Annotated in this window: 20 protein-coding genes and 3 pseudogenes; 12 read left to right on the top strand and 11 right to left on the bottom strand. The window is 61.9% G+C overall.

The features are described from left to right. Window positions 1-16: 16 nt before the first annotated feature. Both P3T22_RS03570 and P3T22_RS03565 read right to left on the bottom strand, forming a co-directional pair. A complete protein-coding gene (locus P3T22_RS03570; protein WP_429324239.1) occupies window positions 17-1,375 on the bottom strand; it encodes an aspartate aminotransferase family protein in 1,359 nt (452 codons plus the stop codon). A gap of 40 nt (window positions 1,376-1,415) precedes the next feature. After that, entirely contained in the window at window positions 1,416-2,765 is a 1,350-nt protein-coding gene (locus tag P3T22_RS03565) for a glutamine synthetase family protein (RefSeq protein WP_063496194.1), read from the bottom strand. A gap of 200 nt (window positions 2,766-2,965) precedes the next feature. On the opposite strand from P3T22_RS03565, the pseudogene P3T22_RS03560 reads away from it, so the two are divergent. The 3 genes and pseudogenes from P3T22_RS03560 to P3T22_RS03550 all read left to right on the top strand — a co-directional run. Next, a pseudogene (locus P3T22_RS03560) lies at window positions 2,966-3,565 on the top strand (histone deacetylase family protein); the annotation flags it as partial. A 139-nt stretch (window positions 3,566-3,704) separates the two neighbouring features. Then, on the top strand, window positions 3,705-4,328 hold the full coding sequence (locus P3T22_RS03555) for a glutathione S-transferase family protein (protein WP_063496192.1): 624 nt from the start codon (window positions 3,705-3,707) through the stop codon (window positions 4,326-4,328). Between the two features lie 196 nt (window positions 4,329-4,524). After that, window positions 4,525-4,869 (top strand): hypothetical protein, encoded by a 345-nt coding sequence (locus P3T22_RS03550; protein ID WP_063496191.1) that lies wholly within the window; start codon window positions 4,525-4,527, stop codon window positions 4,867-4,869. 150 nt (window positions 4,870-5,019) lie between these two features. Here P3T22_RS03550 and fabV read toward each other — a convergent pair whose 3' ends face one another. Continuing rightward, a complete protein-coding gene (gene fabV, locus P3T22_RS03545) occupies window positions 5,020-6,216 on the bottom strand; it encodes an enoyl-ACP reductase FabV (protein ID WP_429324238.1) in 1,197 nt (398 codons plus the stop codon). A 150-nt stretch (window positions 6,217-6,366) separates the two neighbouring features. On the opposite strand from fabV, the gene P3T22_RS03540 reads away from it, so the two are divergent. Continuing rightward, on the top strand, window positions 6,367-8,862 hold the full coding sequence (locus P3T22_RS03540) for a penicillin-binding protein 1A (protein WP_063497956.1): 2,496 nt from the start codon (window positions 6,367-6,369) through the stop codon (window positions 8,860-8,862). A 17-nt stretch (window positions 8,863-8,879) separates the two neighbouring features. Here the strand turns inward: P3T22_RS03540 and P3T22_RS03535 are convergent, their stop codons facing one another. Then, a complete protein-coding gene (locus tag P3T22_RS03535; RefSeq protein ID WP_063496189.1) occupies window positions 8,880-9,998 on the bottom strand; it encodes a porin in 1,119 nt (372 codons plus the stop codon). A gap of 399 nt (window positions 9,999-10,397) precedes the next feature. Between P3T22_RS03535 and P3T22_RS03530 the strand changes: the two genes are divergently transcribed. The 5 genes from P3T22_RS03530 to P3T22_RS03510 all read left to right on the top strand — a co-directional run bounded on the left by P3T22_RS03530 (window position 10,398) and on the right by P3T22_RS03510 (window position 15,428). Further along, entirely contained in the window at window positions 10,398-10,769 is a 372-nt protein-coding gene (locus P3T22_RS03530) for a hypothetical protein (RefSeq protein WP_429324237.1), read from the top strand. Window positions 10,770-10,796: 27 nt separating this feature from the next. Then, the gene (locus tag P3T22_RS03525; protein ID WP_063496188.1) at window positions 10,797-11,069 is read left to right on the top strand and encodes a YciI family protein; all 273 of its coding nucleotides are present in this window, start codon (window positions 10,797-10,799) and stop codon (window positions 11,067-11,069) included. A gap of 186 nt (window positions 11,070-11,255) precedes the next feature. Further along, the gene (locus P3T22_RS03520) at window positions 11,256-12,956 is read left to right on the top strand and encodes a 5-guanidino-2-oxopentanoate decarboxylase (RefSeq protein WP_063497954.1); all 1,701 of its coding nucleotides are present in this window, start codon (window positions 11,256-11,258) and stop codon (window positions 12,954-12,956) included. Window positions 12,957-13,072: 116 nt separating this feature from the next. Next, complete coding sequence (locus P3T22_RS03515; RefSeq protein ID WP_063496187.1) at window positions 13,073-13,798, top strand: amino acid ABC transporter ATP-binding protein; 726 nt, start codon at window positions 13,073-13,075, stop codon at window positions 13,796-13,798. Between the two features lie 208 nt (window positions 13,799-14,006). After that, complete coding sequence (locus tag P3T22_RS03510; RefSeq protein ID WP_429324236.1) at window positions 14,007-15,428, top strand: ISNCY family transposase; 1,422 nt, start codon at window positions 14,007-14,009, stop codon at window positions 15,426-15,428. Window positions 15,429-15,774: 346 nt separating this feature from the next. Here the strand turns inward: P3T22_RS03510 and P3T22_RS03505 are convergent, their stop codons facing one another. From P3T22_RS03505 to P3T22_RS03490, 4 genes are all read right to left on the bottom strand, one after another. Beyond that, window positions 15,775-16,221 carry a DUF29 domain-containing protein gene (locus tag P3T22_RS03505; RefSeq protein WP_429324235.1) on the bottom strand — a complete coding sequence of 149 codons (447 nt, stop codon included), beginning with the start codon at window positions 16,219-16,221 and terminating at the stop codon, window positions 15,775-15,777. Window positions 16,222-16,271: 50 nt separating this feature from the next. Then, window positions 16,272-16,715: a hypothetical protein gene (locus P3T22_RS03500; RefSeq protein ID WP_429324234.1), complete on the bottom strand. Its 444-nt coding sequence runs from the start codon at window positions 16,713-16,715 to the stop codon at window positions 16,272-16,274. Between the two features lie 558 nt (window positions 16,716-17,273). Further along, window positions 17,274-17,720, bottom strand: coding sequence for a type II secretion system protein GspD (locus tag P3T22_RS03495; protein ID WP_429324233.1), 447 nt, complete (start codon window positions 17,718-17,720; stop codon window positions 17,274-17,276). 89 nt (window positions 17,721-17,809) lie between these two features. After that, window positions 17,810-18,520, bottom strand: a complete 711-nt coding sequence (locus P3T22_RS03490; RefSeq protein ID WP_429324232.1) for an SDR family NAD(P)-dependent oxidoreductase — start codon at window positions 18,518-18,520, stop codon at window positions 17,810-17,812. Between the two features lie 155 nt (window positions 18,521-18,675). On the opposite strand from P3T22_RS03490, the pseudogene P3T22_RS03485 reads away from it, so the two are divergent. Then, a pseudogene (locus tag P3T22_RS03485) lies at window positions 18,676-18,819 on the top strand (LysR family transcriptional regulator); the annotation flags it as partial. Window positions 18,820-18,862: 43 nt separating this feature from the next. Here P3T22_RS03485 and P3T22_RS03480 read toward each other — a convergent pair. Further along, a complete protein-coding gene (locus P3T22_RS03480) occupies window positions 18,863-19,717 on the bottom strand; it encodes an urea carboxylase-associated family protein (RefSeq protein WP_429324231.1) in 855 nt (284 codons plus the stop codon). 284 nt (window positions 19,718-20,001) lie between these two features. Between P3T22_RS03480 and P3T22_RS03475 the strand changes: the two are divergent. After that, window positions 20,002-20,133 (top strand): annotated as a pseudogene (locus P3T22_RS03475) (TIGR00366 family protein); the annotation flags it as partial. A gap of 28 nt (window positions 20,134-20,161) precedes the next feature. Further along, the gene (locus tag P3T22_RS03470; protein WP_063496031.1) at window positions 20,162-20,854 is read left to right on the top strand and encodes a cytochrome b/b6 domain-containing protein; all 693 of its coding nucleotides are present in this window, start codon (window positions 20,162-20,164) and stop codon (window positions 20,852-20,854) included. Between the two features lie 44 nt (window positions 20,855-20,898). Here P3T22_RS03470 and P3T22_RS03465 read toward each other — a convergent pair whose 3' ends face one another. Then, entirely contained in the window at window positions 20,899-21,360 is a 462-nt protein-coding gene (locus tag P3T22_RS03465) for a CHRD domain-containing protein (RefSeq protein WP_429324230.1), read from the bottom strand. An 87-nt stretch (window positions 21,361-21,447) separates the two neighbouring features. Beyond that, complete coding sequence (gene katG, locus P3T22_RS03460; RefSeq protein WP_429324229.1) at window positions 21,448-23,703, bottom strand: catalase/peroxidase HPI; 2,256 nt, start codon at window positions 23,701-23,703, stop codon at window positions 21,448-21,450. Window positions 23,704-23,983: the final 280 nt, after the last annotated feature.

Below are 23,983 nucleotides of genomic sequence, written 5' to 3'. Positions count from 1 at the left end.
CTCGATCCGAAAACACTCAGGTCAGTTCGGCAAGGCAGGCGTCGAACGTAGAAACCAGTCTGTCGACGTCGGCTGCCGACGTGTCGGGGCACACCAGGATCATGTTGTGAAACGGCGTGATCAGCACGCCGCGATTGAGCAGGTACAGGTGCACGATATGCTCCAGTTCCGGATCGAGCTGGCGGCCGGCCTCGGCGCCGTTGTGCGGCGGTGTCGGCGTGAACTGGAATTCGGTGCGGGCGCCGACGCGCGTCACGCACCACGCGAGGCCATGACGGGCGATCGCGCTTTTCAGGCCGGCTTCGATCCGCTCGGCGAGCGCGAACATATGATCGTAGGCGGCCTCGGTCATCACCTCGGCGAGCGTTGCGCGGATCGCGCTCATTGCCAGCATGTTCGCTGTAAGGGTGGTGCCGATGCCGGAGTGCCCAGGCGGTGCGCTGCGCTTGGCGTGCTGCGCGCGGGCTGCCAGCTCGGCGCTGAAACCATACACCGCGCACGGAAAGCCGCCACCCACCGGCTTGCCGAGGATGAACAGGTCGGGTTCGAGGCCGTACGCCGTCGAGTAACCACCCGGCCCGCAGCTGATGGTGTGGGTTTCGTCGATGGCGAGCAGCGTGCCGTAGCGGCGCATGAGCGCTTGCGCTTGCCGCCAGTAGTCCGGTTCAGGCAGCACCATGCCGATGTTGGTCATCGCGGGTTCGGCTAGCACACAGGCCACGTCGCCGTCCTTCAGCGCGTTCTCCAGCGCAGCCAGGTCGTTGAATTCGATCACGCGCGTGGTGTCGAGCAGGTCGTGCACCTGGCCGATCAGGCTGTCGCGCTGTTGCGGCTTGCCGTCGACGAGATCGACGAACACGTCGTCCACGGTGCCGTGATAGCAGCCGTTGAAAATCACAATCTGCCGGCGTCCGGTCGCGGCGCGCGCCCAGCGCAACGCAAAGCGGTTGGCGTCGCTCGCCGTCATCGCGAACTGCCAGTAGGGCAGTCCGAAACGGCGTGCGAGTTCTTCGCCGACCCACGCGGCATCCTCGCCCGGCAGCATGGTCGTCAAGCCGCGCTCAGCCTGGGCAGCCAGCGCGCGGGCTACCGGGGCGGGCGAGTGGCCGAACATCGCGCCCGTGTCGCCGAGGCAGAAGTCGGCGTAGCGATGACCGTCCACGTCGGTAAACGCGGCGCCGCGCGCTTGATCGACATAGAGCGAGAAGGGTGTCGACCAGTCGTTCATCCAGTGCAGCGGCACGCCGAACAACAGATGGCGCGCGGCGCGTTCGGATAGCGCGCGGGATTTCGGCATGGCCTCGGTAAACGCGCGGCGTTCGCGTTCGACGAGCGCCTGCGCACGCTCCCAGTTGATGCCGTGGCGGGTATTCAAATCCAGCTTCTCCAATGATGTTTTGATAAGCCGCCCGGGCTCAGACGAGCAGTTGCAGATGCTCGCGTTCCCACGCGGTAATGCCTTGCGAGAAGGTCTCGAACTCTTTTTCCTTCACCGCGCAATAGGCCTGCACGAAGTTGTCGCCGAGCACGTCCGCGAGTTCGGTGCACTTCAGGAGCGCCTTGAGCGCATCTTCGAGACCGCGCGGCAATTCGTATTCGAGGTCGTAGGCGCTTTCGACCATTGGCGCCGACGCTTCCAGCTGCTCCACCATGCCGAGATAGCCGCAGGCGAGGGTGGCCGCCATCGCCAGATACGGATTGACGTCGACGCCCGGCACGCGGTTTTCGAGCCGCCGGCCGTCCGGCCCGGAATTAGGCACGCGAATGCCGCAGGTGCGGTTGTCGTAACCCCAGCGCACGTTGATCGGCGCAGCGGTAAAGCGCGACAGGCGCCGGTACGAATTCACATAGGGCGCGAACATCGGCATGGCTTGTGGCATGTACTTCTGCAAGCCGCCGATATAGTTGAAAAACAGCGGACTCGCCGATCCGTCGGGCAAAGAAAAGATGTTCTCGCCGGTTTCACTATCGACGATGCTCTGATGAATATGCATCGCGCTGCCGGGCTCATGCTCCATCGGCTTGGCCATGAAGGTCGCGAAAATGCCATGACGGAAGGCGGTTTCTCGCACCGCGCGCTTGAACAGGAACACGCGGTCGGCGAGATCGAGCGCGTCGCCGTGCGAAAAGTTGATCTCCATTTGCCCTGCGCCGACTTCGTGCACGAGCGTTTCGACACCGAGATGCGTGGTCTCGCAGAAGCGCGACAGGTCCTGGAAGAACGGATCGAATTCGTTGACGGCGTCGATCGAGAACGACTGGCGGCCAGCCTCGCTGCGCCCCGCGCGGCCGAGCGGCGGGCGCAGCGGTTCATGCGGATTCTGATTCTGGGCGATCAGGTAGAACTCCATCTCCGGCGCGACCACGGGACGCCAGCCTTTTTCCTCATAGAGCTTCAGCACCCGCCGCAACACCGCGCGCGGCGAAATGCCGATCGGCTTGCCATCGAGTCCGACGCAATCGTGGATCACGACCGCGACCTGCTCGATGGCCCACGGTACCAGCCGTACCGTGTTGGGATCGGGGATGCAAACCATGTCGGGATCGCTCGGCCCGACAAAGCGTTCGAAATCTGCGAACTCGCCGTTGACGGTGATCATCAGGAGCGCGTTCGACATGTGCATCTTGCCTTCCGAGAGAAACAGGTTCTTCGGCACGATCTTGCCGCGCGCGACGCCCGTCATGTCCGGTATCACGCACTCCACTTCATGGATGTGGTGATGTTCCAGGAATTCACGCAGATCGTCGCGTAGGTCGCTTTGCAAGGTTGACTCCAGTCGGTTGATGAAGACGGCGCGAAGCGCGGCTGCAAACCGTGCGCGACGCGCTGCCTGTTCGGGGAAGCCGGGCGTTTTGCATGATGGGATTTGATCAAATCATCGCACGGATTTTTTCTTTTGGGAAATTTGATCAAATATCATCGGTTCATTGAGGGAACCCGAGAGCGGCCCATGACCGATGCACCGCGGGCGCGCGCGGCGCGTTCTCGTTGTGCCGCCCCCCCGGGCACCACGCTGCGGCGGACTATATGGGCGGCTACTGCTACATCAACAACGCGGCGGTGGCGGCGCAATCGTTCCTCGACGCGGGCGCGAAACGCGTGGCGATTCTCGACGTCGACTATCACCACGGCAACGGCACACAGAGCATCTTCTATCACCGTTCGGACGTATTGTTCGCGTCGCTGCATGGCGATCCGCGCACCGAGTATCCGTTCTTTCTCGGGCACGCCGACGAAACCGGCACGGGGGCGGGTCTCGGCTGCAACGCGAACTTCCCGCTGCAACCGGGCACGGCGTGGGCGGACTATACGGTGGCGCTCGACGCGGCTTGCGCGCGTGTCGCTGAATACGCGCCGGATGCGCTGGTGGTGTCGCTCGGTGTCGATACGTTCGAAGAGGACTCGATTTCGCAGTTCAAGCTGCGCAGCGCCGACTATCTGCGCATCGGCGAGGCGATCGGACGAGTGGGGAAGCCGACTCTGTTCGTGATGGAGGGCGGCTACGCGGTCGCGGCGATCGGGGTGAATGCGGTGAATGTGCTGATGGGTTTTGAGTCGGTTTAACCGATCCTTTGTCGTGACGCCGGCTGGCCCAGCGCGCAACGCGGGAAGTGTCCATGTCCGATTTATCCCGCTATCGATACGCTACGATTCGAGCCGGATTCCCGGTGAAATTATCCATAGCGATCGAACGAGCGACCCCATGCTTCAGATACTCGGCAAAGCCTCATCCATAAACGTCCGCAAAGTACTGTGGGCGTGTGCCGAACTCGACCTGCCGTTTGAACGGGAGGATTGGGGTTCCGGATTCAGGGCGACCGACGTGCCCGAATTCGTCGCGTTGAATCCCAACGCCATGGTTCCGGTGATCCGGGACGGCGAGTTCGTGCTGTGGGAATCCAACTCGATCATCCGTTACCTGGCCGGCCGCTATAACGGCGAGTCGTTCTATCCGGGCGATCCTTGCGAGCGCGCGAAGTGCGACCAATGGATCGACTGGCAGGCGAGCGAGTTGAACCGGGCATGGAGCTACGCGTTTCTTGCGCTGGTCCGGCATTCTCCGGCTCATCAGGACCGTCAGCAGATCGATCTGTCGTGTGCAAACTGGGCGAAGCATGTTGCAATTGTCGACAGGCAACTGGAGAAGACAGGCGCGTTCATCGCCGGGTCATCGTTCTCGCTGGCGGACATTCCGATCGCGCTGTCGGTCAACCGCTGGCTCGAGACGCCATTGCAACACGCCGATTTTCCCGCGCTGATGGCTTACATGGGGCGCCTTGCCACGCGCCCAGGCTACCTGGCGTACTGTCGCAACGGCACGCCGTAAGCAGCGCATTCGTGCTGCTTACGTGACTCATTACCGTGAGCGCGGTAACTCCGGCACAAAGGATCCGCATCGCGCCGGAATGCTTACAAAAATACGCGCCCAATGCTTACGGATTCCTGATCGACGAGCGCTTCTGCGCAGCATTCCCCGACTCGCCTACAATGGCGGCTTTTGCGACACAGATTGAAGGTTCAAGATGCGGGTATCGAAATTTGCACTGGCTTTGCTGACGGCCTGCTTTACGCTCAACGCAAGCGCCGAGATGACGGCCGCGCAATACAAACTCTGGGCGCATACCGATAACAACTCGGTCTACGCGGCTTACATTACGGGCACGATCAACGCGCTGGGGTGGGCGAACGGGGATCTGGTGTCGAAGAAGCGTCCGCCGCTGTTCTGCCCGCCGCAGAATCTCGCTATTGGCAACCAGAACGTCTATCCGCTGCTCGATCAGTTTTTCACCAACCATCCGGGTCTTTCAGACGACTTTCCGATCGGCCTCGCCATTCTGCGCACGCTTCAGGCGGCGTTTCCCTGCTGATACGGAAGCACCCGCGCGACATTTGAGTGATGCCGCGTGGCCGGGGATGGTTGAGCGCCCATGCGAGGTCGCCCGTCTTCAGCCCGAATGGGCCGCCGATGTTCTACAAACAGGCAACAGGCAGGCGGGGCGGCAGAGCCCCGCGAAGACTCAGACCTGTACCAGCCCAGGAATCTGCACGTCCGGATTGACGTCGGCTTCATAGTCCACGCCGGCGATCTCGAATCCAAACAGGCGCAGGAAGTCAGTCTTGTAGCCGCTGAAGTCGGTGAGCTCGTAAATATTGTCGTTGGTCACCTGAGTCCAGAGTTCCTGAACGCGGGCTTGCACTTCGGGATCGAGTTCCTTGTAGTCTGCGCGCAGACGGCCTTCTTCGTCGATGTGCGGTGCTGTGCCGTACATGCTGTCTTTGTAGAGACCGTAGACCTGCTCGATACAGCCTTCGTGCGTGCCTTTTTCCTTCATGACCTTGAAGAGCAGCGACAGGTACAGCGGCATCATCGGAATCGCGGAGCTCGCTTGCGTGACGACCGCCTTGAGCACCGAGACGCGTGCATCGCCGCCCTTGGCCGCGAGTTTTTCGCGGATACCGAGCACCTTCTGGTCGAGATCTTTCTTCGCCGCGCCGATCGAACCGTTCCAGTAGATGTCGTGCGTGATTTTTTCGCCGAGATAGGTGAACGCGGTCGTCTTCGCGCCATCGGCGAGCACGTTGGCCTCGATGAGGGCGTCGATCCACATCTGCCAGTCTTCGCCGCCCATCACCGCGACGGTGTTGTCGATTTCGGCTTGCGTGGCGGGTTCGAGGACGGTTTCCTTGACGACTTCCTTGTCGGTGTCGATGCCGCGCAGGTTGACGGCTTTGCCGACGGGCTTCAGGGTTGAGCTGAACACTTCACCGGTTTTCGGATGCGTGCGCTTGGGCGCCGCAAGACTGTAGACGACCAGGTCGACCTGACCGAGATCGCGCTTGATGACTTCGATGGTGCGTTGCTTGACTTCATCGGAGAAGGCGTCGCCGTTGATGCTTGTGGCGTACAGGCCTTTTTCCGCGGCGAATTTCTCGAAGGCGGCGGTGTTGTACCAGCCCGCGGTGCCGGCTTTGGTTTCGCTGCCGGCACGCTCGAAGAACACGCCGAGCGTGGCGGCGTCGGCGCCGAACGCGGCGCTGATGCGGGCAGCGAGGCCGTAGCCCGTGGAGGCGCCGATCACGAGCACTTTTTTCGGGCCATTGGCGATGGGACCGCGTGCCTTGACGTATTCGATCTGTTCTTTGACGTTGGCTTCGCAGCCAACCGGATGGGTCGATACACAGATGAAGCCACGCACGCGCGGTTTGATGATCATGAAGCACCTCTTGTCAGAATTGCCGACATTATAGTGGGCTTGGGTTTCTGCCTGTGCGCGGCGATTGGGTTTGCCTATCTGCGACGCAAAAATCGGCCGTCGCTCAGCATCTTGGTAGGATTCAGCCTTTCCCAGCAGACGGTAGCCCGTGTGAAGCGCCTGATCACCTCATTCCTACAGACCCTTGAAAAAGGGCTCATCCTGGCGAACCCGCTCATCATCCGGGCGCTGTGGCATCTGCGCCATCCCACACGCCGAGGCGTGGCATGGGCCTGCGCTGCAATCCCGGCGTTCTTCGTCGTGTATGTCCTGGCCCTGATCCCGTTCACACCCAGCATCGGCGACATCCGCAAGGCGAAAATCGAGCAGCCGGCCCAGATTCTCTCGGCCGACGGCAAACTGCTGGCCGAATTCAAGCCCTCGAACCGCGAGTGGGTGAAACTCAAGGACATCTCCCCGAACGTGGTGAACGCGCTGATCGCCACGGAAGACCACCGTTTCTACCAGCATTTCGGGCTGGATTGGCGCCGGACGGCTTCGGCCGCGCTGCACACCTTTTCCGGTGACCGCCAGGGCGGCTCGACCATCACCCAGCAACTCGCCCGCAATCTTTATCCGGACGAGATCGGCCGCGCGCCCACGCTGACCCGCAAGATCAAGGAGGCGATCACGGCCTTCAAGATCGAGGCGCTCTACACCAAGGACGAAATCCTCGAGACCTACCTCAACACGGTGCCGTTCCTCTACAACGCCTATGGCATCGAGATGGCGGCGCGAACCTATTTCGACAAATCGGCCGGCGACCTGAACGTGCTGGAAAGCGCGACGCTCACCGGCATGCTCAAGGGCAATAGCTACTACAACCCGGTGCTCAACCCGGAACGCGCCCTGCAGCGGCGCAACACGGTGCTGGCGCAAATGGTCAAGTACGGCAAGCTCACGCCCGCGGCCTATGCGACGCTCGTGCGCCGTCCCTTGCGTATCGATTTCGAGCGGCAAACCGAGCCGCCGGGGCCCGCGCCGCACTTCGCGCAGCAATTGCGCAAGTGGCTCGCAGCATGGGCCGATCGCAACGACTACAACATCTATTCCGACGGACTGGTGGTGCGCACCACCATCGATTCACGCTTGCAGACCATGGCCACTCAGGCCGTGACTTTGCAGGGCAACCAGTTGCAGGGCATTGCCAACTCCGCGTGGGGCACGCGCGCGGGTTGTGCGAACGGCCGCGACCTGCTGCAGACTTTCCTGCGCGAAACGCCTGACTATCGCGCCGCGAAAGACGCGGGCCTGACGGACGACGACGCGCTGAAGCGCGTTTCATCCGACCGCAACCTGGTGCAGGCAGTATGCGAATCCAAGACCCGGGTGCAGGCCGACTTTCTCGCGATGGACCCGCGTAACGGCCAGATCAAGGCATGGGTCGGCAGCCGCGACTTCAGCCAGGACCCGTTCGACCACGTCCAGCAGGCGCGGCGCCAACCGGGCTCGACCTTCAAGCCGTTCGTCTACGCCGCGGCCTTCGAAGACGGCGCCAAACCGTCCGACACGTTTATCGACAAGCCCGTCGAGATTCCGCTGGCCGGCGGCGAAGTCTGGCGGCCGAGCGACGAGGATGAGCCGAGCGAGCGCGCCATCAGCCTGCGCGACGGCCTCGCGTATTCCCGCAACCGGATCACCGCCCAGCTGATGGAAACGGTCGGTCCGAACAAGGTCGCGAGACTGGCGCGCGCCATGGGCGTGCGCGACAGCGAACTCGACCCGGTGCCGTCGCTCGCGCTCGGCACGAGTCCGGTGACGCTCAAGGAGATGGTCTCGGCCTACGGCACGATCGCCAACCTCGGCGGTTACGTGGAGCCGGTCATGGTCACGCGTATCGAAGACCGCAACGGCGAGGTGCTCGCCGAATTCGCACCGGTGCCGCCCAAACAGGAGTTGCCGGCCGGCGCCGCACGCACGCTCGTCGATGTGATGCGCGATGTGGTGACCCGGGGGACAGGTTCGAGCATTCGCAGCCGCTTTGGCGTGCGCGGCGATGTCGCCGGCAAGACGGGCACCACGCAGGGTAACGCCGACGGCTGGTTCATCCTGATCCAGCCGCAACTCGTGGCAGGCGCGTGGGTTGGCTTCAACGACAGCCGGGTGACCTTGCGCAGCGACTATTGGGGCCAGGGGGCGCACAGCGCGTTGCCGATTGTCGGCGACTTCTTCCAGCGCGCCCAAAGGTCGAAGCTGGTCGACAGCCACATCAGATTCGCGACCGACCAGGAGCCAGGCTGGTTTACGGAACGCTCGGGCAGATTGCGCGAATGGTTCCAGCATCTGTTCGCGGCGCCGCCCGCGAAGACCGAAGCGCCGGTTGTTACGCGCAATACGGTGCGACACGCGCCTGCTGTTGCAGTACCTGCGTCGGCATCTGTATCTGCGTCCGGTGCGAATGTTGAACCCAAGCCGCTCCCGACGCAGCCGCCGCTTCTTCAAGCGCCTGTGCCGACGAGCGGGGCGGTCGACGGTGAGACGCATGGCAGCGGCGAGCCGGCGTCGGCACCGACGCCCACGCCGGACGACATCGCGCTGCCGGACGCAGGCGGCAACGCCGCACGCCCGCCCCTGGGCGCATCGGGCGGGTTGCCGGCAGGGGAATAACCCCGCACCGATGCGCCTTAGAACCGATGCGTCACGCCCACTGTCGCAAGAATCTGCTTGGTTCCGGGTGCGGTCACGGTCACGCCCGGCCAGCTCACCGTGGCGGCACCGTTGTTCTTCATGTAGCCCGCCCGCATGTACAGACTCGTGCGTTTGGATATCGAATGATCGACGCCCACTTCGATGCTCGACGTATTGTCATGCACGCCACGCACGCTGCGCTGAACGCCGGCAATTGCGATCACGTCAGCCGGGGTTGCCTGGATCGTCGCGCCCAACTCCGCAATGCTCAGCGAATGGCCAGTGCCCAGGTGCGCGGCCAGCGACCCTGGCGCCGGGTCCTGCGCGCGGTTGTATGAATAGTTGAACTGGAAGTTCACGATGCCGATCCGGTAAGCGAGCGCGCCGATGAAGTGCTCGGTGCCGAGGAGGCTCAGCGAAGCAGGCAGGCCGGCGATGGTTACCTGTCCCGGATGCTGGTTCACATACGCAAGACCCGCGTAGAAACCGTAGCCCGAGTAAGTGGCTGCGACGTTCAGCATGTTGCCCGTCGTGGCCGGCACGGGCTGGCTTACCGTGGCGGCGAACGCATACATGCCGTAGAACTGCAGGCCTTTGAGATTCGGCGATTGATACATGATCGAATTGCTGGCGCGGCCGGAATCGTACTGTGTCGAGAGCGTGTTCCGACCGACTGCGAGGACGTTGGCCGAAAACGGCGACAGCATTTCGTTCGCGCGAAACGGGTCGGACGGGTAGATGACCCGGAAGCTCGGCTCGTACTGACGCCCCATGGTCACCGAACCGTATTTGTCGTCGCTCAGGCCGACCCATGCCTGACGGTAGAAGAGCGCCGAGGTGTCGACGAACAAGCCGCCGTTGTTCACGTTAAAACCCGTTTCGACGTTGAACTGCGCCTTCAGGCCGCCGCCCAGGTCTTCGGTGCCCTTCAGGCCGAACAGGGAGCCACTCGAACCGCCGCTCTTTGCGGCATACGAATGGACGCCGCCGTTGTCGAGATACTGGATATTCGCATCGACGATGCCGTACAAGGTCACGCTCGACTCGGCGGCCGCGGCGCCACCGGCGGCAAGAATCAGTGTGGCTCCGCAAACGCCATGATTGATAAAACGCATGCATGTCTCCTCTTTTTATATCCGCCTGTTGCGGACTTGATTGCACAGCCTTGCTGCTGGGCGAATTCGGTCTGGGTTCATCGACCCCGCCCGGCCGCAGCAAAATCGAATGACCGTGCTAATTTCAAGCCAACTGGAGGGATAAAGCCAGTGCATTGTTTTTATGAGAAGAATGCAGATATTGCATGAGCGAGAAAGGCCATGAAAATCTGGCCTAGGCCGACGGGATTACGCTGTTCGTCCCATCACGCCGCCGACTTGCGAAGTTCCGTCCCGGCACTGACTGCCAGCGATTATTCAGGCACATGCAACAGTGTTTTCGGATGACGAGGCTGATCTGGGGCGCTGGATTGCGCATAATTTCGAGATTGGTAAAACGGTCAAAAATGTAGGCGAATCATGTTGAACACTGTTTCAGATCACATGCCCGGTCAGGAGCGGGCATCCAGAACGCTGCAGCGTCGAAGCTCATTGTCCAACCAGGCGCGCGCGCTTGTCGCGGCGGTGGCGGCGTGTGCCGGCCTCGTGGGATGCGCTTCGGCGACCGACGTTGTCGCCACGGACAAACCCGGCACCTACACGGTAGCGGCGAGCGCGGCGGGCGGTAGAATGGCTTGGGCCCGCGCGCACGAAAGCGCGATAAGCGAGGCGCGCGACTATTGCGAACGCCGCGGCATGCAGAGCAGTGTGACGACTGAAACGGTCAGCGGTGTGGCGATGATGACCGTGCATGCATCGTCAGTGAATTTCGAATGTCATCCGAAGTTCTAGGGAAGAGGGCGGGCGCTCACTGCAAGTGTGGCGCACTCCAACGCATGTCCGCTTGCTCGGCTTGAACTTCGCGAAGCCAATACGCCGAAGCATCGTGCGTATCTGGAGACCAAGCCGATCGTTCTTGTCACATCCGGTCCGTTGGTGGACGACTCTGGCGAGAAGAAGATCGGCAATTTCTTTCTGGTGGAAGCGCAGACACGCGAGGAAGTCGAGGCATTCAATCGCAATGATCCGTTCTTCGCGCTGGGACTCTGGGATGAAGTCAGGATTCACCGTTTTCATCGCCGCATGGGCTGAACGGGATCTACTGCCACTTGCCGCCGCGACGTTGCTTAGGGACTGCCTGGTCAAGTCATGAGCAAAGAACATGACGAGCATGAAAATTGATCGATTGCCACGTATGCCCTGTGAAACAAGAATGCACAGACATACACATACTCCGAGACAAGTATGCCCGGCTACCGTCAATTTTCAGGCATCCACATGAATTCACCTGAAGTTGCTTCTCTCTTCGCCAATGCGGCTGGGCGCCCCACGCAGAAATTTGCCGCTGCGCAGACTTGTGGGGAGGCACTGGTAACGCTGCTCGAAGACTATGGCGTCGAACTGGTGTTCGGCATTCCCGGTGTCCATACCGTCGAACTCTATCGAGGTCTCGCGGCGTCAACGCTGCGTCACGTCACACCGCGCCATGAACAGGGCGCGGGTTTCATGGCTGACGGCTATGCACGCGTGACTGGCAAGCCGGGGGTATGTTTCATCATCACGGGGCCCGGTATGACGAATATCGCGACCGCGATGGCACAGGCCTATGCCGATTCGATCCCGATGCTGGTGATTTCCAGCGTGAATGCCACGCGCGAGCTCGGCGGCGGCAGCGGCCGGCTGCACGAACTGCCGTCGCAGCACGGCGTGTTCGCCGGTCTCACTGCGTTCTCTCATACGCTGCTGGATGCCGATGAGCTGCCGCAGGTGCTGGCCCGAGCTTTCGCGGTCTTTGCCAGCGAGCGGCCGCGTCCGGTCCATATCGAGATTCCGCTCGACGTGATCGTCGCCCCCGCGCGTACGATGACGTCCCGCGTGCCGACCCTTCCCGCGAGATCCGCCGGCGCACCAGGCGCGCTTGAGGAAGCCGCCGCTCTGCTGGCCAGTGCGCGACGCCCCCTGATACTTGCCGGAGGCGGGGCTAACGAAGGCGCTGCCGAATTGTGCGCACTGGCCGAGCGCCTGCAGGCGCCGGTGGCATTGACGATCAACGCCAAGGGCCTGTTGCCGCGCGGTCACGCGCTGTCGATCGGCTCGATCCAGTCGCTCCCCGCACCGCGCGCGATGGTGCGCGAGGCCGACGTGGTGCTGGCGGTCGGCACCGAACTCGGCGAAACCGACTACGACGTGGTGTTCGACGGCGGGTTCGCGATCGACGGGAAGCTGATTCGAATCGATATCGACGGCCAGCAGGCGATGCGCAACTTTGCGCCCGAGGTGGCGATCGTAGCCGATTCGCAGCTTGCGCTCGCTGCGCTCGACGCCAGCCTGGCAACGCGTCCGCTCCCGCCGCGCGATGGCCGCTGGGGAGCCCAGCGCGTGCGCGCCGTGCGCACGGCGGTCAATGCGGAATACGACGCACCGACCCGCTCGATGGCGGCGCTGTTCGATACCTTATCGGACACGCTGCCCGACGCGGTCATCGTGGGTGACTCAACGCGGCCGGTCTACGCGGGCAATTTCGTTTTCGAGGCGGCCGCCCCGAGGTCGTGGTTTAACTCTTCGACGGGCTACGGCACATTGGGTTATGGGCTGCCGGCTGCGATCGGTGCGCGGCTTGCAGTAGGGAACCGGCCCGTCATCTGCCTGGTCGGCGACGGCGGCCTGCAGTTCACGTTGCCCGAGCTGGGGAGTGCCGTCGAAGCGGCCGTGCCGGTGATCGTGCTGCTGTGGAACAACCGGGGCTATGCCGAAATCCGGAGGTACATGGTCGAGCGCGATATCGAGCCGATTGGCGTCGACATCTACACGCCGGACTTCATCGCTCTCGCTCGGGGTTTTGGCTGCTGCGCCGTCACGGCCGACAACCAGGCAACGCTCGCAAGTGAACTGAAACAGGCCGCCGGGCGCCGCGTACCCACGCTGATCGAAATTGACGAACAGAAGTGGTTTGACCAGGTACCAGGAGCGCGGGCATGAACGCACCGGAAAACAGGCTGTTTTTGGCGCAGCACTATATCGACAGGTATCGGATCGGCCGGCACGGCGCTGAATAGAGCAGTGGTTGTAGTGGCATAACGTTGACAGGTTAAAAGATGATTTCCATTAATAATGTTTCGAAGTGGTATGGCCAGTTTCAGGTGTTGACCCATTGCACCACCGAGGTGAAGAAAGGCGAAGTGGTCGTGGTGTGCGGACCGTCAGGCTCCGGCAAATCGACGCTCATCAAGACGGTGAACGGCCTCGAGCCATTCCAGCAGGGCGAGATTGCGATCAACGGTCAATCGGTCGGCGACAAGAAGACCAACCTTTCGAAGCTGCGCGCGAAAGTCGGCATGGTGTTCCAGCACTTTGAACTGTTCCCGCATCTGTCGATTACCGAAAACCTGACACTTGCGCAGATCAAGGTACTCGGCCGCTCAAAGGACGAAGCCGGGGAGAAGGCGCTGAAGCTGTTGCATCGCGTCGGCCTGCGCGCGCACGCGGATAAATTTCCTGCGCAATTGTCAGGCGGTCAGCAGCAGCGAGTGGCGATTGCGCGCGCGTTGTCAATGGACCCGATCGCAATGCTGTTCGATGAACCGACCTCGGCCCTCGACCCTGAAATGATCAATGAAGTGCTTGACGTGATGGTTGAACTTGCGCAGGAAGGCATGACGATGATGTGCGTCACACATGAAATGGGCTTTGCAAAGAAAGTCGCGCACCGCGTGATCTTCATGGACAAAGGTTTGATCGTGGAAGACGACTGCAAGGAGGACTTTTTCGCGAATCCGAAGTCCGATCGGGCCAAGGACTTTCTGGCGAAAATTTTGCACTAGCCGGAGCGTGTAGCCGAGGGGACGTGGCGGTTTAGGCGGCGAGGGGAAGGAAATCTGTTGCGGGACTCGGATGGCGCTTCCTGCGTTTGTAATTTGACATAAGATAAATTATCAACCTGACTGGTGTAAGAGCAAAGCTGTAATGTCGTACCTGGGCAAAGCTGAAACGTCGCATGTCATGCTGGCTGACCTTTGACGGGAGGCCTGCATGACGACGACATCCGGGACGATCACCATGACGATGCGCGAGGTTGACCGGCTCAGGACGATCCAGTCGGTGGTCGATGGCATGCTGATGACGTGGCAGGCCGCGGAGCGGCTCCATCTGAGCCGGCGTCAGGTTGAGCGGCTGACCGTGCGCTATCGCAGCCAGGGCGCTTCGGGGCTGCTCTCACGCCATCGTGGGCACCCGAGCAACTACCAGCTTGCAGACGGCGTGGCCGAGCGCGCGTTGAACCTGATCCGGGATCGCTACCCGGATTTTGGTCCGACGCTGGCCTGCGAGAAACTGCGTGAATGTCACGGGCTGGCGCTGTCCAAGGAAACCGTGCGGCACCTGATGACGGATGCCGGCCTGTGGATTCCGCGCCGGCAGCGGCCGCCGAAGCTCTACCAGCCGCGGGCACGGCGGTCGTGTCTGGGCGAGCTGGTGCAGATCGACGGCAGCGATCACCGCTGGTTCGAGGAACGGGCGCCGGCCTGCACGCTGCTGGTGTATGTCGACGACGCGACCAGCCGGCTGATGGCGCTGCACTTCACGGCGACCGAATCGACCTTCAGCTACTTTGAAGTGACCCGGGCGTATCTGGAACAGCATGGCAAGCCGGTGGCGTTCTATAGCGACAAGGCCAGCGTGTTCCGCTCGACGCAGACGGCAACGACCGGTGGCAAAGGCGTGACGCATTTCGGCCGGGCGATGTTCGAGCTGAACATTAATGGGCTGTGTGCGAATTCGAGTCAGGCCAAGGGGCGCGTCGAGCGCGCGAACCTGACGCTGCAGGACCGGCTCGTCAAGGAACTGCGGCTGCGTGGCATCGATACGCAGGAAGCGGCCAACGCCTATGCGCCCCGCTTCATCGCCGACTACAACACACGCTTTGGCAAGGCGCCACGGAGCGCCTTCAATGCGCACCGGCCGCTGCGTGAGGATGAGAATCTCGACACCATCCTGACATGGCGCGAACCGCGGCGCGTCACGCGTTCGCTGACGCTGCAGTACGACCGGGTAATCTACCTGCTCGATGACACAGAGGCGAACCGCAGGCTGGTGGGACGCTACATCGACGTGTATGAGTATCCGGATGGGCGCATCGAGATCCGCGCCGACGGTGTCGCCCTTCCCTGCAGGCCTTACGACCGGCTCTCCGAGATTGATCAGGGCGCCGTGGTTGATCACAAGCGGCTGGGTCATGTGCTGCAGGTCGCGCAGTTGATTCAGGCCGATCGCGATAACCGCCGCGCGTCAGGTTCGCCATCACGAACCAATCAGGGGCAGGCGCCGAAACCGAAGGAACGCAAGGCTGGCACAAAGAAGCAGCGGCAGATCACTGTTGAGGATCTGAACACCGCGATTGGCAGAACCACGGCCAGCCTCCAGGACCCTGTACTCAAAACCTCGTCAAAGAGATAACAAAGGCATAAGCCCCGACATTTCTACTTTGCTCCCCCTGCGACACTTCAGAATGGCCTCGACAACATGTGTCAGGGCTTTTTGGAAATGTCCGGTTCTGGCTCATTAGAAATGTCCGGTTTCACTCCCTGAGCCGTCGCCGTGTTATGCCTGCAACGCCTCGAGCACGAGCTGCGCATGGATGAAATGGGCTTCAAACGCGAGCCCGAACGTGAAGCGCCCACCGATCACCGACGCGACCCCGCCGCAAACGACGAGTCCTACGCACAACCCGGCACTCAGTCACCGCCATGCAACCATAAAAAAACCCGTCAGCGACGGGTTCTCTATCGGCATCCGGACACACTCACGCATCCGGCCAGAATCCCTCATCGAACACCTGCTCAACGGTATACGGCGAACTCGCCGGAAACGTGCTCTCAGGCAATCCAGTCTCGCGCTCAGCCTCAATCAACGCATACCCGTAAGCCGTCGCAAACGCCGACGGTAAAACCCCCTTCAAACTGGGATTGTCTTCCAGGTGTGCGACCACCTTGCGCCGCTGCTCGATCACCGTCAACTGCCAACTCCGCCCCCGGAAAGCAGACTGAAACTGCCACTTCAACAGATGCGTCAACAGGATCGTCAACCGGTTCACCAGCTCACGCTTTTCACTACGCCCCATGCTCTCAATTTCCTCCGCAATATGGCCGAGGTCGGCGTCAGCCAGTTTGCCCGAACGCAGCAACGCAGCCTGCTCGTTCGCCCAGGCGTAAAAATCCCGCTCGTAAAGCGCATCATGTGTCGCCACCATCAGATCACCCCATTCGTGCTACCGGAACACGAAAAAAGTATAACACCCGCTCATACAGTGTTCCCCGTCGCCATCCAGAACACGCCGATGCCCCGGTTCCAGAACAACTGCGCGTTACTGAAATCCGCCCTGTGCTCATCGACGCATGCATACGCCGCCGCCGCATCGCCACGCACAGAATCCGGCCCAAGATGCGCATAAGTAGTCGTCTCAGGCAACACGATTCCCTTGCTGGTCCAGTACCGCTTATTGTTGAATCCCACGTCATGCGCCCCCTTACCGACACCGACGTACTTGGCGATATACGTCGAGATCAGGTGCCGCATCGCACGACCCTTGCCACCGAGCTTGCGAAACACACAGAGCTTTTTAAAGCCCTGGATGCTGTCATTGACCGCGCCATCAGTTCCGGACTTACCAAGCACCGACAGCCAGATCGAGCGCAACAGCTTCCAGTTCTGCCGCCCATTTACCGCGATATGGATATGCCACACGCCCCGCTGCTGACGCTCAAGTACCGCGACATAGTGGAAGTCCTGAACACGGTTCGCACCGCAGCGGCACACCACGGCCCCACAAAGGCGGCTTGGCAGTGAGGGGTGGCCGCGCTCACCGCCCCCGCCTGCGTTCAACCTCAACGCCGATACCCGCTACTCGGTCCGGCAGGCCGCGCTAGCCGCGCGACACAAGCCACAACTCCGCAGATACGCCGCCGCGCTACGCCGCTCCGGTCACGTGCCAGACACTCCTGACGCTAGACGCCCAGCCTAAAAACGGGGCGACCATGACCAACAACGAGCGCTACAAGCCGACGCCAACACCTGCAAACCACCCTCTGGCGGCATGCGGCCTACCTCGCCCTATGGGATCGCCTACCCTACGGCCTGCAGATCCGCCTGTTCGAAATTGAGGCACGTCTCGACCGCACATTCAGACGACGCCTGAACGTCAAGCGCCGAGGCAACATGATCAACCTGCAACGGGTCGTGATCGCGTCCCTCATCGGCGCCGCCGTGCGCGGCCTGATATACCTGCTACACATGAAGCAGTGGTCAGATTTTCTGGACCTGCAAAAACAGCAGGATTTCAGTCTTGTTCGTTGACGCCGTATGCCCCGCCATCCAGCGCGGCAGGAACGATAGCCCGGAGCTCACACGCGTGTCCTGATCCTGCGTCAGGCCGCCAATCAGCAGCACGTCGCCATCGGCCACGCTGAACGAGCTTTCCACCTTGCGTGTGTTCTTCGTCGGCGAATTGTTCACGCCCGTTGTGGTGTTCACGAAGCTGCTGATCTCCTCAACCAGATGCAGGTCTATCGTGTCGCGCTTGACAGTCGGCTGCACCTGGAAGATCACGCCCGCATCCTGATACTGGACACTCTGCACGGGCGCTACCGTCGAGTTCGGATACGACACCGAGCCGATCACCGGCACCGACTCCCCGACGTTCAGACTGGCCGTATCGCCGGAGCGCACCCGCAGGTTCGGCGACGTCAGCACCTTGAATACAGAATATTTTCGATCGACATTGTCAGTTCCTTTTTGATGAATCAGATAACGACCGTAACCAGTAGCACCCCCGTGTTGCTTCAGTGCCCAGCGCTCTGACCGCCGTCGACGTGCAGAATTTCGCCCGTCACGAACGGCGCCGCATCCAGGTAAAGAATCGCGTTGACGATATCGCTCATCTCGCCCATGTGGCCCATAGGGTGGAGTGCGCCGAGTGCCGCGTGCGTTTCGGGGGCGTGCATCGGCGACTTGATGATGCCAGGGGCAACCGCGTTCGCGCGGATGCCGCGCTTCGCGTATTCGATTGCGAGTGACTTCGTGGCTGCGTTCAGACCGCCCTTCGTCAGCGACGCCAGCACCGACGGCACACCGTCGATGGCGTGGTCGATCAGGCTGGTCGTGATGCTGACCACATGGCCGCTGTTGTTCTTCTCCATTTCAGCAATCGCCAACTGCGTGATGTAGAAGAAACCGTTCAGATTCACGCCCGTCACCGCAGCGTAGTCTTCAGCCGTGTAACCGGTAAACGGCTTGGCGATGAAGACACCGGCGTTGTTGATCAGCGTGTCGATGCGGCCGAAGCGGGCCACGCCCTCGGCAATTACGCGACGCGCCGTCGCTGGGTCAGCGATGTCACCCGCCACCGTCACGATGTTGGGATCTTCGGACGGCTTGATGCGGCGTGCCGTTGCGACGATGCGGTAGTCAAGCTTGCGGAATGCTTTGACGGTCTCCGCGCCAATGCCTTGCGATGCACCAGTAATGACTACGACCTTTTGCGACGTGCTCATGGAATACCTCGAATATTGGATTGGGCTTTCTTGCCCACCGGGCCGGTGGCTCCGATAGGTGCCTAATCTAGGTGTATTCGCGCGCCGAGCAAACACCCGCTATGGACAAACTATTTTGCGCGAGAGGAACAAATGTCACCGTAAAGCCGGCCTGCGCTGCGGACCACATCAATACGTCGCCGTCCGTGATCACGCGGCAGATCAAGCTGCTGGAGGACGAGCTGGGTGCGACACTCTTCGAGCGTGAGGCGCGCAGCGTCAAGCCGACCGAGGCAGCGGCGCATCTGCTGGAGTTCTGGCTAAGGGCGAAGACGCCGTGCCGCTCGTCGGCACAGTCGATCATCAACAACCGCATTTCCATTTCGGCTGCTGCAGCAGCATTCCATGTTGCCCCTTGTACGCAGCGACGGATGGCGGCGCCCATCCATCGAGCATTTGCGGCGCCAGCCGGTAAATCTCGATGCCGAGTGGCCGGCACACCTCCAGCGGATCACGCGCGTTTGGCCCCCACATCGGCACCGAGAGATCGCCGCCCGGACAGGTCGACAGCGCGCACAGCAAGTCGATTTCGGCAAAGAATTCGAGGTAGTCGCCCTTCTTTGCCGGGCATGCTTTCATAAAATATTTGTCTTCCAGATTCAGGCCGGTGCACTGGAACACGTTGAGCACGTCGTGCACGTCGTATTCGGTCAATCCGTACGGAGCGATCGCGCGTGTGAGGTTGGAGTGGCAGTGAAAATGGAAATCCTCACCGGTCAGCATCCGGTTCACATAGGGATCGCACCGCGTACCGAGCAGATCGTGAACGCGGCCGCCATGCTCGTCGACGCCGTAGTCGGCGAGACTGTCGTCCGTGATCGTCACCATCGGACGCAGGAACGGCAGCGTCGACCACAGGCGGTCGAACGTGCTCACGTGCGCCTGTTGCAACTGGCGCGTGCGCGAGGCCCACATACGCTCGCGCGGGTTGTGCAGGCTCCAGATATTCAGGTCGGCCACCTGCGGACCTTCGATCGTCACGATGCGAAATATCTGGCCGGCTTCCACGGTCCACGCCTGACCCGAGCGGATCGGCACGACGATCGATTCGATCAGCGTACGGGTGTCGTGCTGTGAGGCGACGCGTTGATAGAACGCCTTGTCGACGTCGAGTGCGGAACCCTTGGTGGATTGATAGGCGGCAGGGTAGTTCAACATGCTGAATGCTCCTTCATGGGACTGGCGTCAAGACAGCACCAGCCGATGCACCCTTAGTGGTATCGACCTGTAACCCCGGGCGTTTGCCGATACACCGGCCTGGCAGGTCCGCACTCCTGTACAGCCCCCTGCCCTGTGCGCTTCACAACGGTACGCGTCGGTTTGATGTCGGGGAAGGCAGCGCGGTTCGAACTCGCCAGGTTCTGCGTCATATTTAAGGATTTTAAAATGACGCACGTTTGGCAGGGCCATCCTGAGGCCGACGAGGACAGGATGGAGACGGTAATATGGCGCAAAGGTTCTGCGCGTTGCCGGCGCTCGCGATTGCGGGGCCTGGCGTACGGAACATGATGAACTACTGCGTCACCGAGTTGCTATTCTTCGGCGTGGTGTGCAGGCCGGGCCTGCGTCTCTTCCAGCCGCTTGCAGAAGGAGGCACGACACATGGATGCTCACGAGACTGTCACGCGGCCGGCACAGCCTGTCCGCCGCCCGGTGCTGGTCTGGGACGCGCCGGTGCGACTGTTTCACTGGCTGGTGGTGGTGCTGGTCACGGCGGCCTATGTCACCTTGAAGCTGAACTGGATCGACTGGCACATCCGGGTCGGCGAGACGCTGCTCGCGTTGGTTGTTTCCAGGCTGCTATGGGGCTGCTTTGGCAGTGAGACCGCGCGCTTTCGCAGTTTCGTGGCGTCGCCCGCGGCTGCACTTCGCCATTTGCGCCACCTGTTTCGCCGCGAGCCGGATGTGCAGGTGGGCCACAATGCGGCCGGCGGCTGGATGGTCCTGCTGCTGCTCGCGTTGCTGCTGGTCGAGACACTGAGCGGGCTCTACGTCAACAACGACATTGCCGACGAAGGGCCGTTGAGCGAAGTGGTGCCCGCGTGGCTCGCCAACGCGATTTCGACACTGCACGGGCTTGTTTGGTACGTGCTGCTCGCTGCGGTGATGTTGCACGTGCTCGTGATCGCTCTCTATGCGGTAGCGAAGGGACACAACCTGCTGCGTCCAATGCTAACCGGCTACAAGCTCTTGCCCTTGTCCATCGACGCACCGCGGCAGACACCAGCGCTGCTCGCGCTGCTGCCACTCGGCGTAGGCGCTGCCGTGGTGATGCTGCTCGCGGCATATCTCTGAGCTTGCCGCGAACCTGATCTCAGGGTGCCGCTTCGATGGTCGCGTCAGTTGCTCTTTGGCGGCACCACCTGGCCGCGGATTTCGCCGTTCGGATTGTTCTTGGTATGAACGTTGATGTACATGTCGCCGGCTTCGAACATCCTGGCGTTGTCCGGGGATAGCGTGGCCTGACCGCTGAACGGGCTCGTCGTCTCCATGCTGCCTTTCTGCGAGAGCCAGATCTTCACGTCGGCGTTTGTGCCGGCCGGGGCGGGCCCATGGAAATGCGCCATCGTGGCCTGACTCGACAATCCGCTAAAGCTGATGTTCCAGGTAACGACCCGCGTGCTGGAGTCGTACGTGAGGTTGGCGCTGCCGCGGCCTGGAGTCTGCACGGGCGGAACCTGTTGGGCACCCGTCAACGGCACGTCAAATGAGACCGGTGCCGCTTGCGCCAAGCTCAATGCACCTGCCAAGGCTAGACCACCGAACACCATGAAGGCGCGCTGCGAGATGGATCGTGACATTTGGTTTTCTCCTTTTGGACATAGTCCGCCAGCGTGCGAAGGCAAAGTCCCGTCAGGGCCACAGCCCTGACGGGACCTCGCGCCCGCTTAGGCGAGTTCGAACCGGTCGAGGTTCATCACCTTGACCCAGGCTGCGACGAAGTCGCGGATGAATTTCTCCTGCCCGTCCTCGCTTGCATAGACCTCGCCCAAGGCCCGCAGCTGAGCATGCGAACCAAACACCAGATCGACGCGGCTGCCGGTCCACTTCAACTCGCCGGTCTTGCGGTCACGCCCCTCGAACACGTCCCCGGCTGCCGAAACCGGTTTCCATTCCGTCCCCATGTCGAGCAGGTTGCGGAAGAAGTCGTTGGTCAGCGTTTCCGGCCGGTCGGTGAACACGCCGTGCTGATTCTGCCCGGCATGGGCGTTCAAAGCACGCAAGCCGCCGATCAACGCAGTCATCTCGGGGGCGGTGAGGGTCAGCAATTGCGCCTTGTCGATCAACAACGCCTCGGCCGGAACGCTGTATTTGCCTTTGAGGTAGTTTCGGAAGCCATCGGCGACCGGTTCGAGGGCGCCCACGGATTCCACGTCGGTCTGGTCCTGCGAAGCGTCCATGCGACCGGGCGTGAAAGGCACGCTTACCTGACGGGCCGCCTTCTCTGCCGCCTTCTCGATGCCGGCGCTGCCGGCCAGTACGATCAGGTCGGCCAGCGAAACCTTCTTGCCGCCAGACTGTGCGCCGTTGAATTCGCTCTGGATGCCTTCGAGGACCTTCAGCACCTTGGCCAGTTGCTCGGGCTGATTGACGTCCCAGTCCTTCTGCGGAGCGAGGCGAATACGCGCGCCATTGGCGCCGCCGCGCTTGTCGGAACCGCGGAAGGTGGACGCCGAGGCCCAGGCTGTCGAGACCAGCTGCGAAATGGACAGCCCCGATGCCAGGACCTTCTGCTTGAGCGAAGCGATGTCCTGCGCATCGACCAGCGGGTGGTTGACCACCGGGATCGGGTCCTGCCAGAGCAGTTCTTCGGCCGGCACTTCCGGACCGAGGTAGCGGGCGCGCGGCCCCATGTCGCGGTGGGTTAGCTTGAACCAGGCACGGGCGAAGGCCTCGGTGAGCTGGTCGGGATTCTCCAGAAAACGCCGCGAAATCTTCTCGTAAGCGGGGTCGAAGCGCAACGACAGGTCGGTGGTGAGCATCGTCGGCCGCAGCTTCTTCGAGGGATCGTGAGCGTGCGGGATCGTGTCGCCGGCATCCTTGGCGACCCATTGGTTGGCGCCGGCGGGGCTCTTGGACAGTTCCCATTCGTACTTGAACAGGTTCTCCAGGTAGCCGTTGCCCCACTTCGTCGGCGTGGTGCTCCAGGTGACTTCCAGACCGCTGGAGATCGTGTCGCCGCCCTTGCCGGCGCCGAAGCTGTTCTTCCAGCCCAACCCCTGGTCCTCGAGACCGGCGGCCTCGGGTGGCGCCCCCACGTTGTCGGCAGGACCGGCGCCGTGCGTCTTGCCAAAGGCGTGGCCACCGGCGATCAGCGCGACCGTCTCCTCGTCGTTCATGGCCATGCGCGCGAAGGTTTCACGGATGTCGACTGCCGCGGCGAGCGGGTCAGGCTTGCCGTCCGGACCTTCCGGGTTGACATAGATCAGGCCCATCTGGACGGCGCCAAGCGGATTTTCCAGGACACGTCCATTGTCGTCGCGGCTGACCTCGCTGCCGTGCAATGCTTCGTCGGCCACGATCACGCCTTCGTCTTTGCCGGCTGCCCCCTTGCCATAGCGGACGTCGCCGCCCAGCCAGGTCTTTTCGTCGCCCCAGTAGACGTCCTGGTCCGGCTCCCAGGTGTCCTCGCGGCCGCCGCCGAAGCCGAAGGTCTTGAAGCCCATGGTTTCGAGCGCGACGTTGCCGGTGAGGATCAACAGGTCGGCCCAGGAAATTTTCTGGCCGTACTTCTGTTTGACCGGCCACAGCAGGCGGCGAGCCTTGTCGAGGCTGACGTTGTCCGGCCAGCTATTGAGCGGCGCGAAACGCTGCTGGCCGCGCCCGGCGCCGCCGCGGCCGTCGCCGATACGGTACGTGCCGGCGCTGTGCCAGGCCATGCGGATGAATAGCGGACCGTAGTGGCCGAAGTCTGCCGGCCACCAGTCCTGCGAATCGGTCATCAGCGCCGCGAGGTCCTTCTTCACCGCAGCGAGATCAAGGCTCTTGAAAGCCTCGGCGTAGTTGAAGCCGTTGTCCAACGGGTTGGACTTGTTGGAGTGCTGGCTGAGCAGGTCCAGCCGTAGTTGCTTCGGCCACCAGTCACGATTCGTCGTGCCGCCGCCGGCGGCATGATTGAACGGGCACTTTGCTTCGTTTGACATGCGTTATCTCCTTGAGAGGACATACCCACCACGTGTTCTGCTACGGCGTCTGGATTCTATGATGCATTGCCGATCCGCGCAGGCAGGGTAGTCCGGAAATCATAGTGGGCGCTTTGGGTGCGCCACTGTCGATTACCCGACGCGCATGCTCTTCGTCCGATGACGGGTGTCGTGGTGTGCGCTGGGCGAGGCTGGCTCGCGTCGGCCAAGCTACTGCAACTCAAAATATAGGTGCGACTTACCGTCAACAGAAGGCGATTATTGCAATGCCGGTGATAGG

Origin of the sequence: Paraburkholderia sp. GAS348 (assembly GCF_050434205.1) — a bacterium.
Lineage (GTDB): Bacteria > Pseudomonadota > Gammaproteobacteria > Burkholderiales > Burkholderiaceae > Paraburkholderia.
Note: the sequence above shows the minus strand (reverse complement) of the source record. Positions and strands in the feature narration are given on the sequence as shown.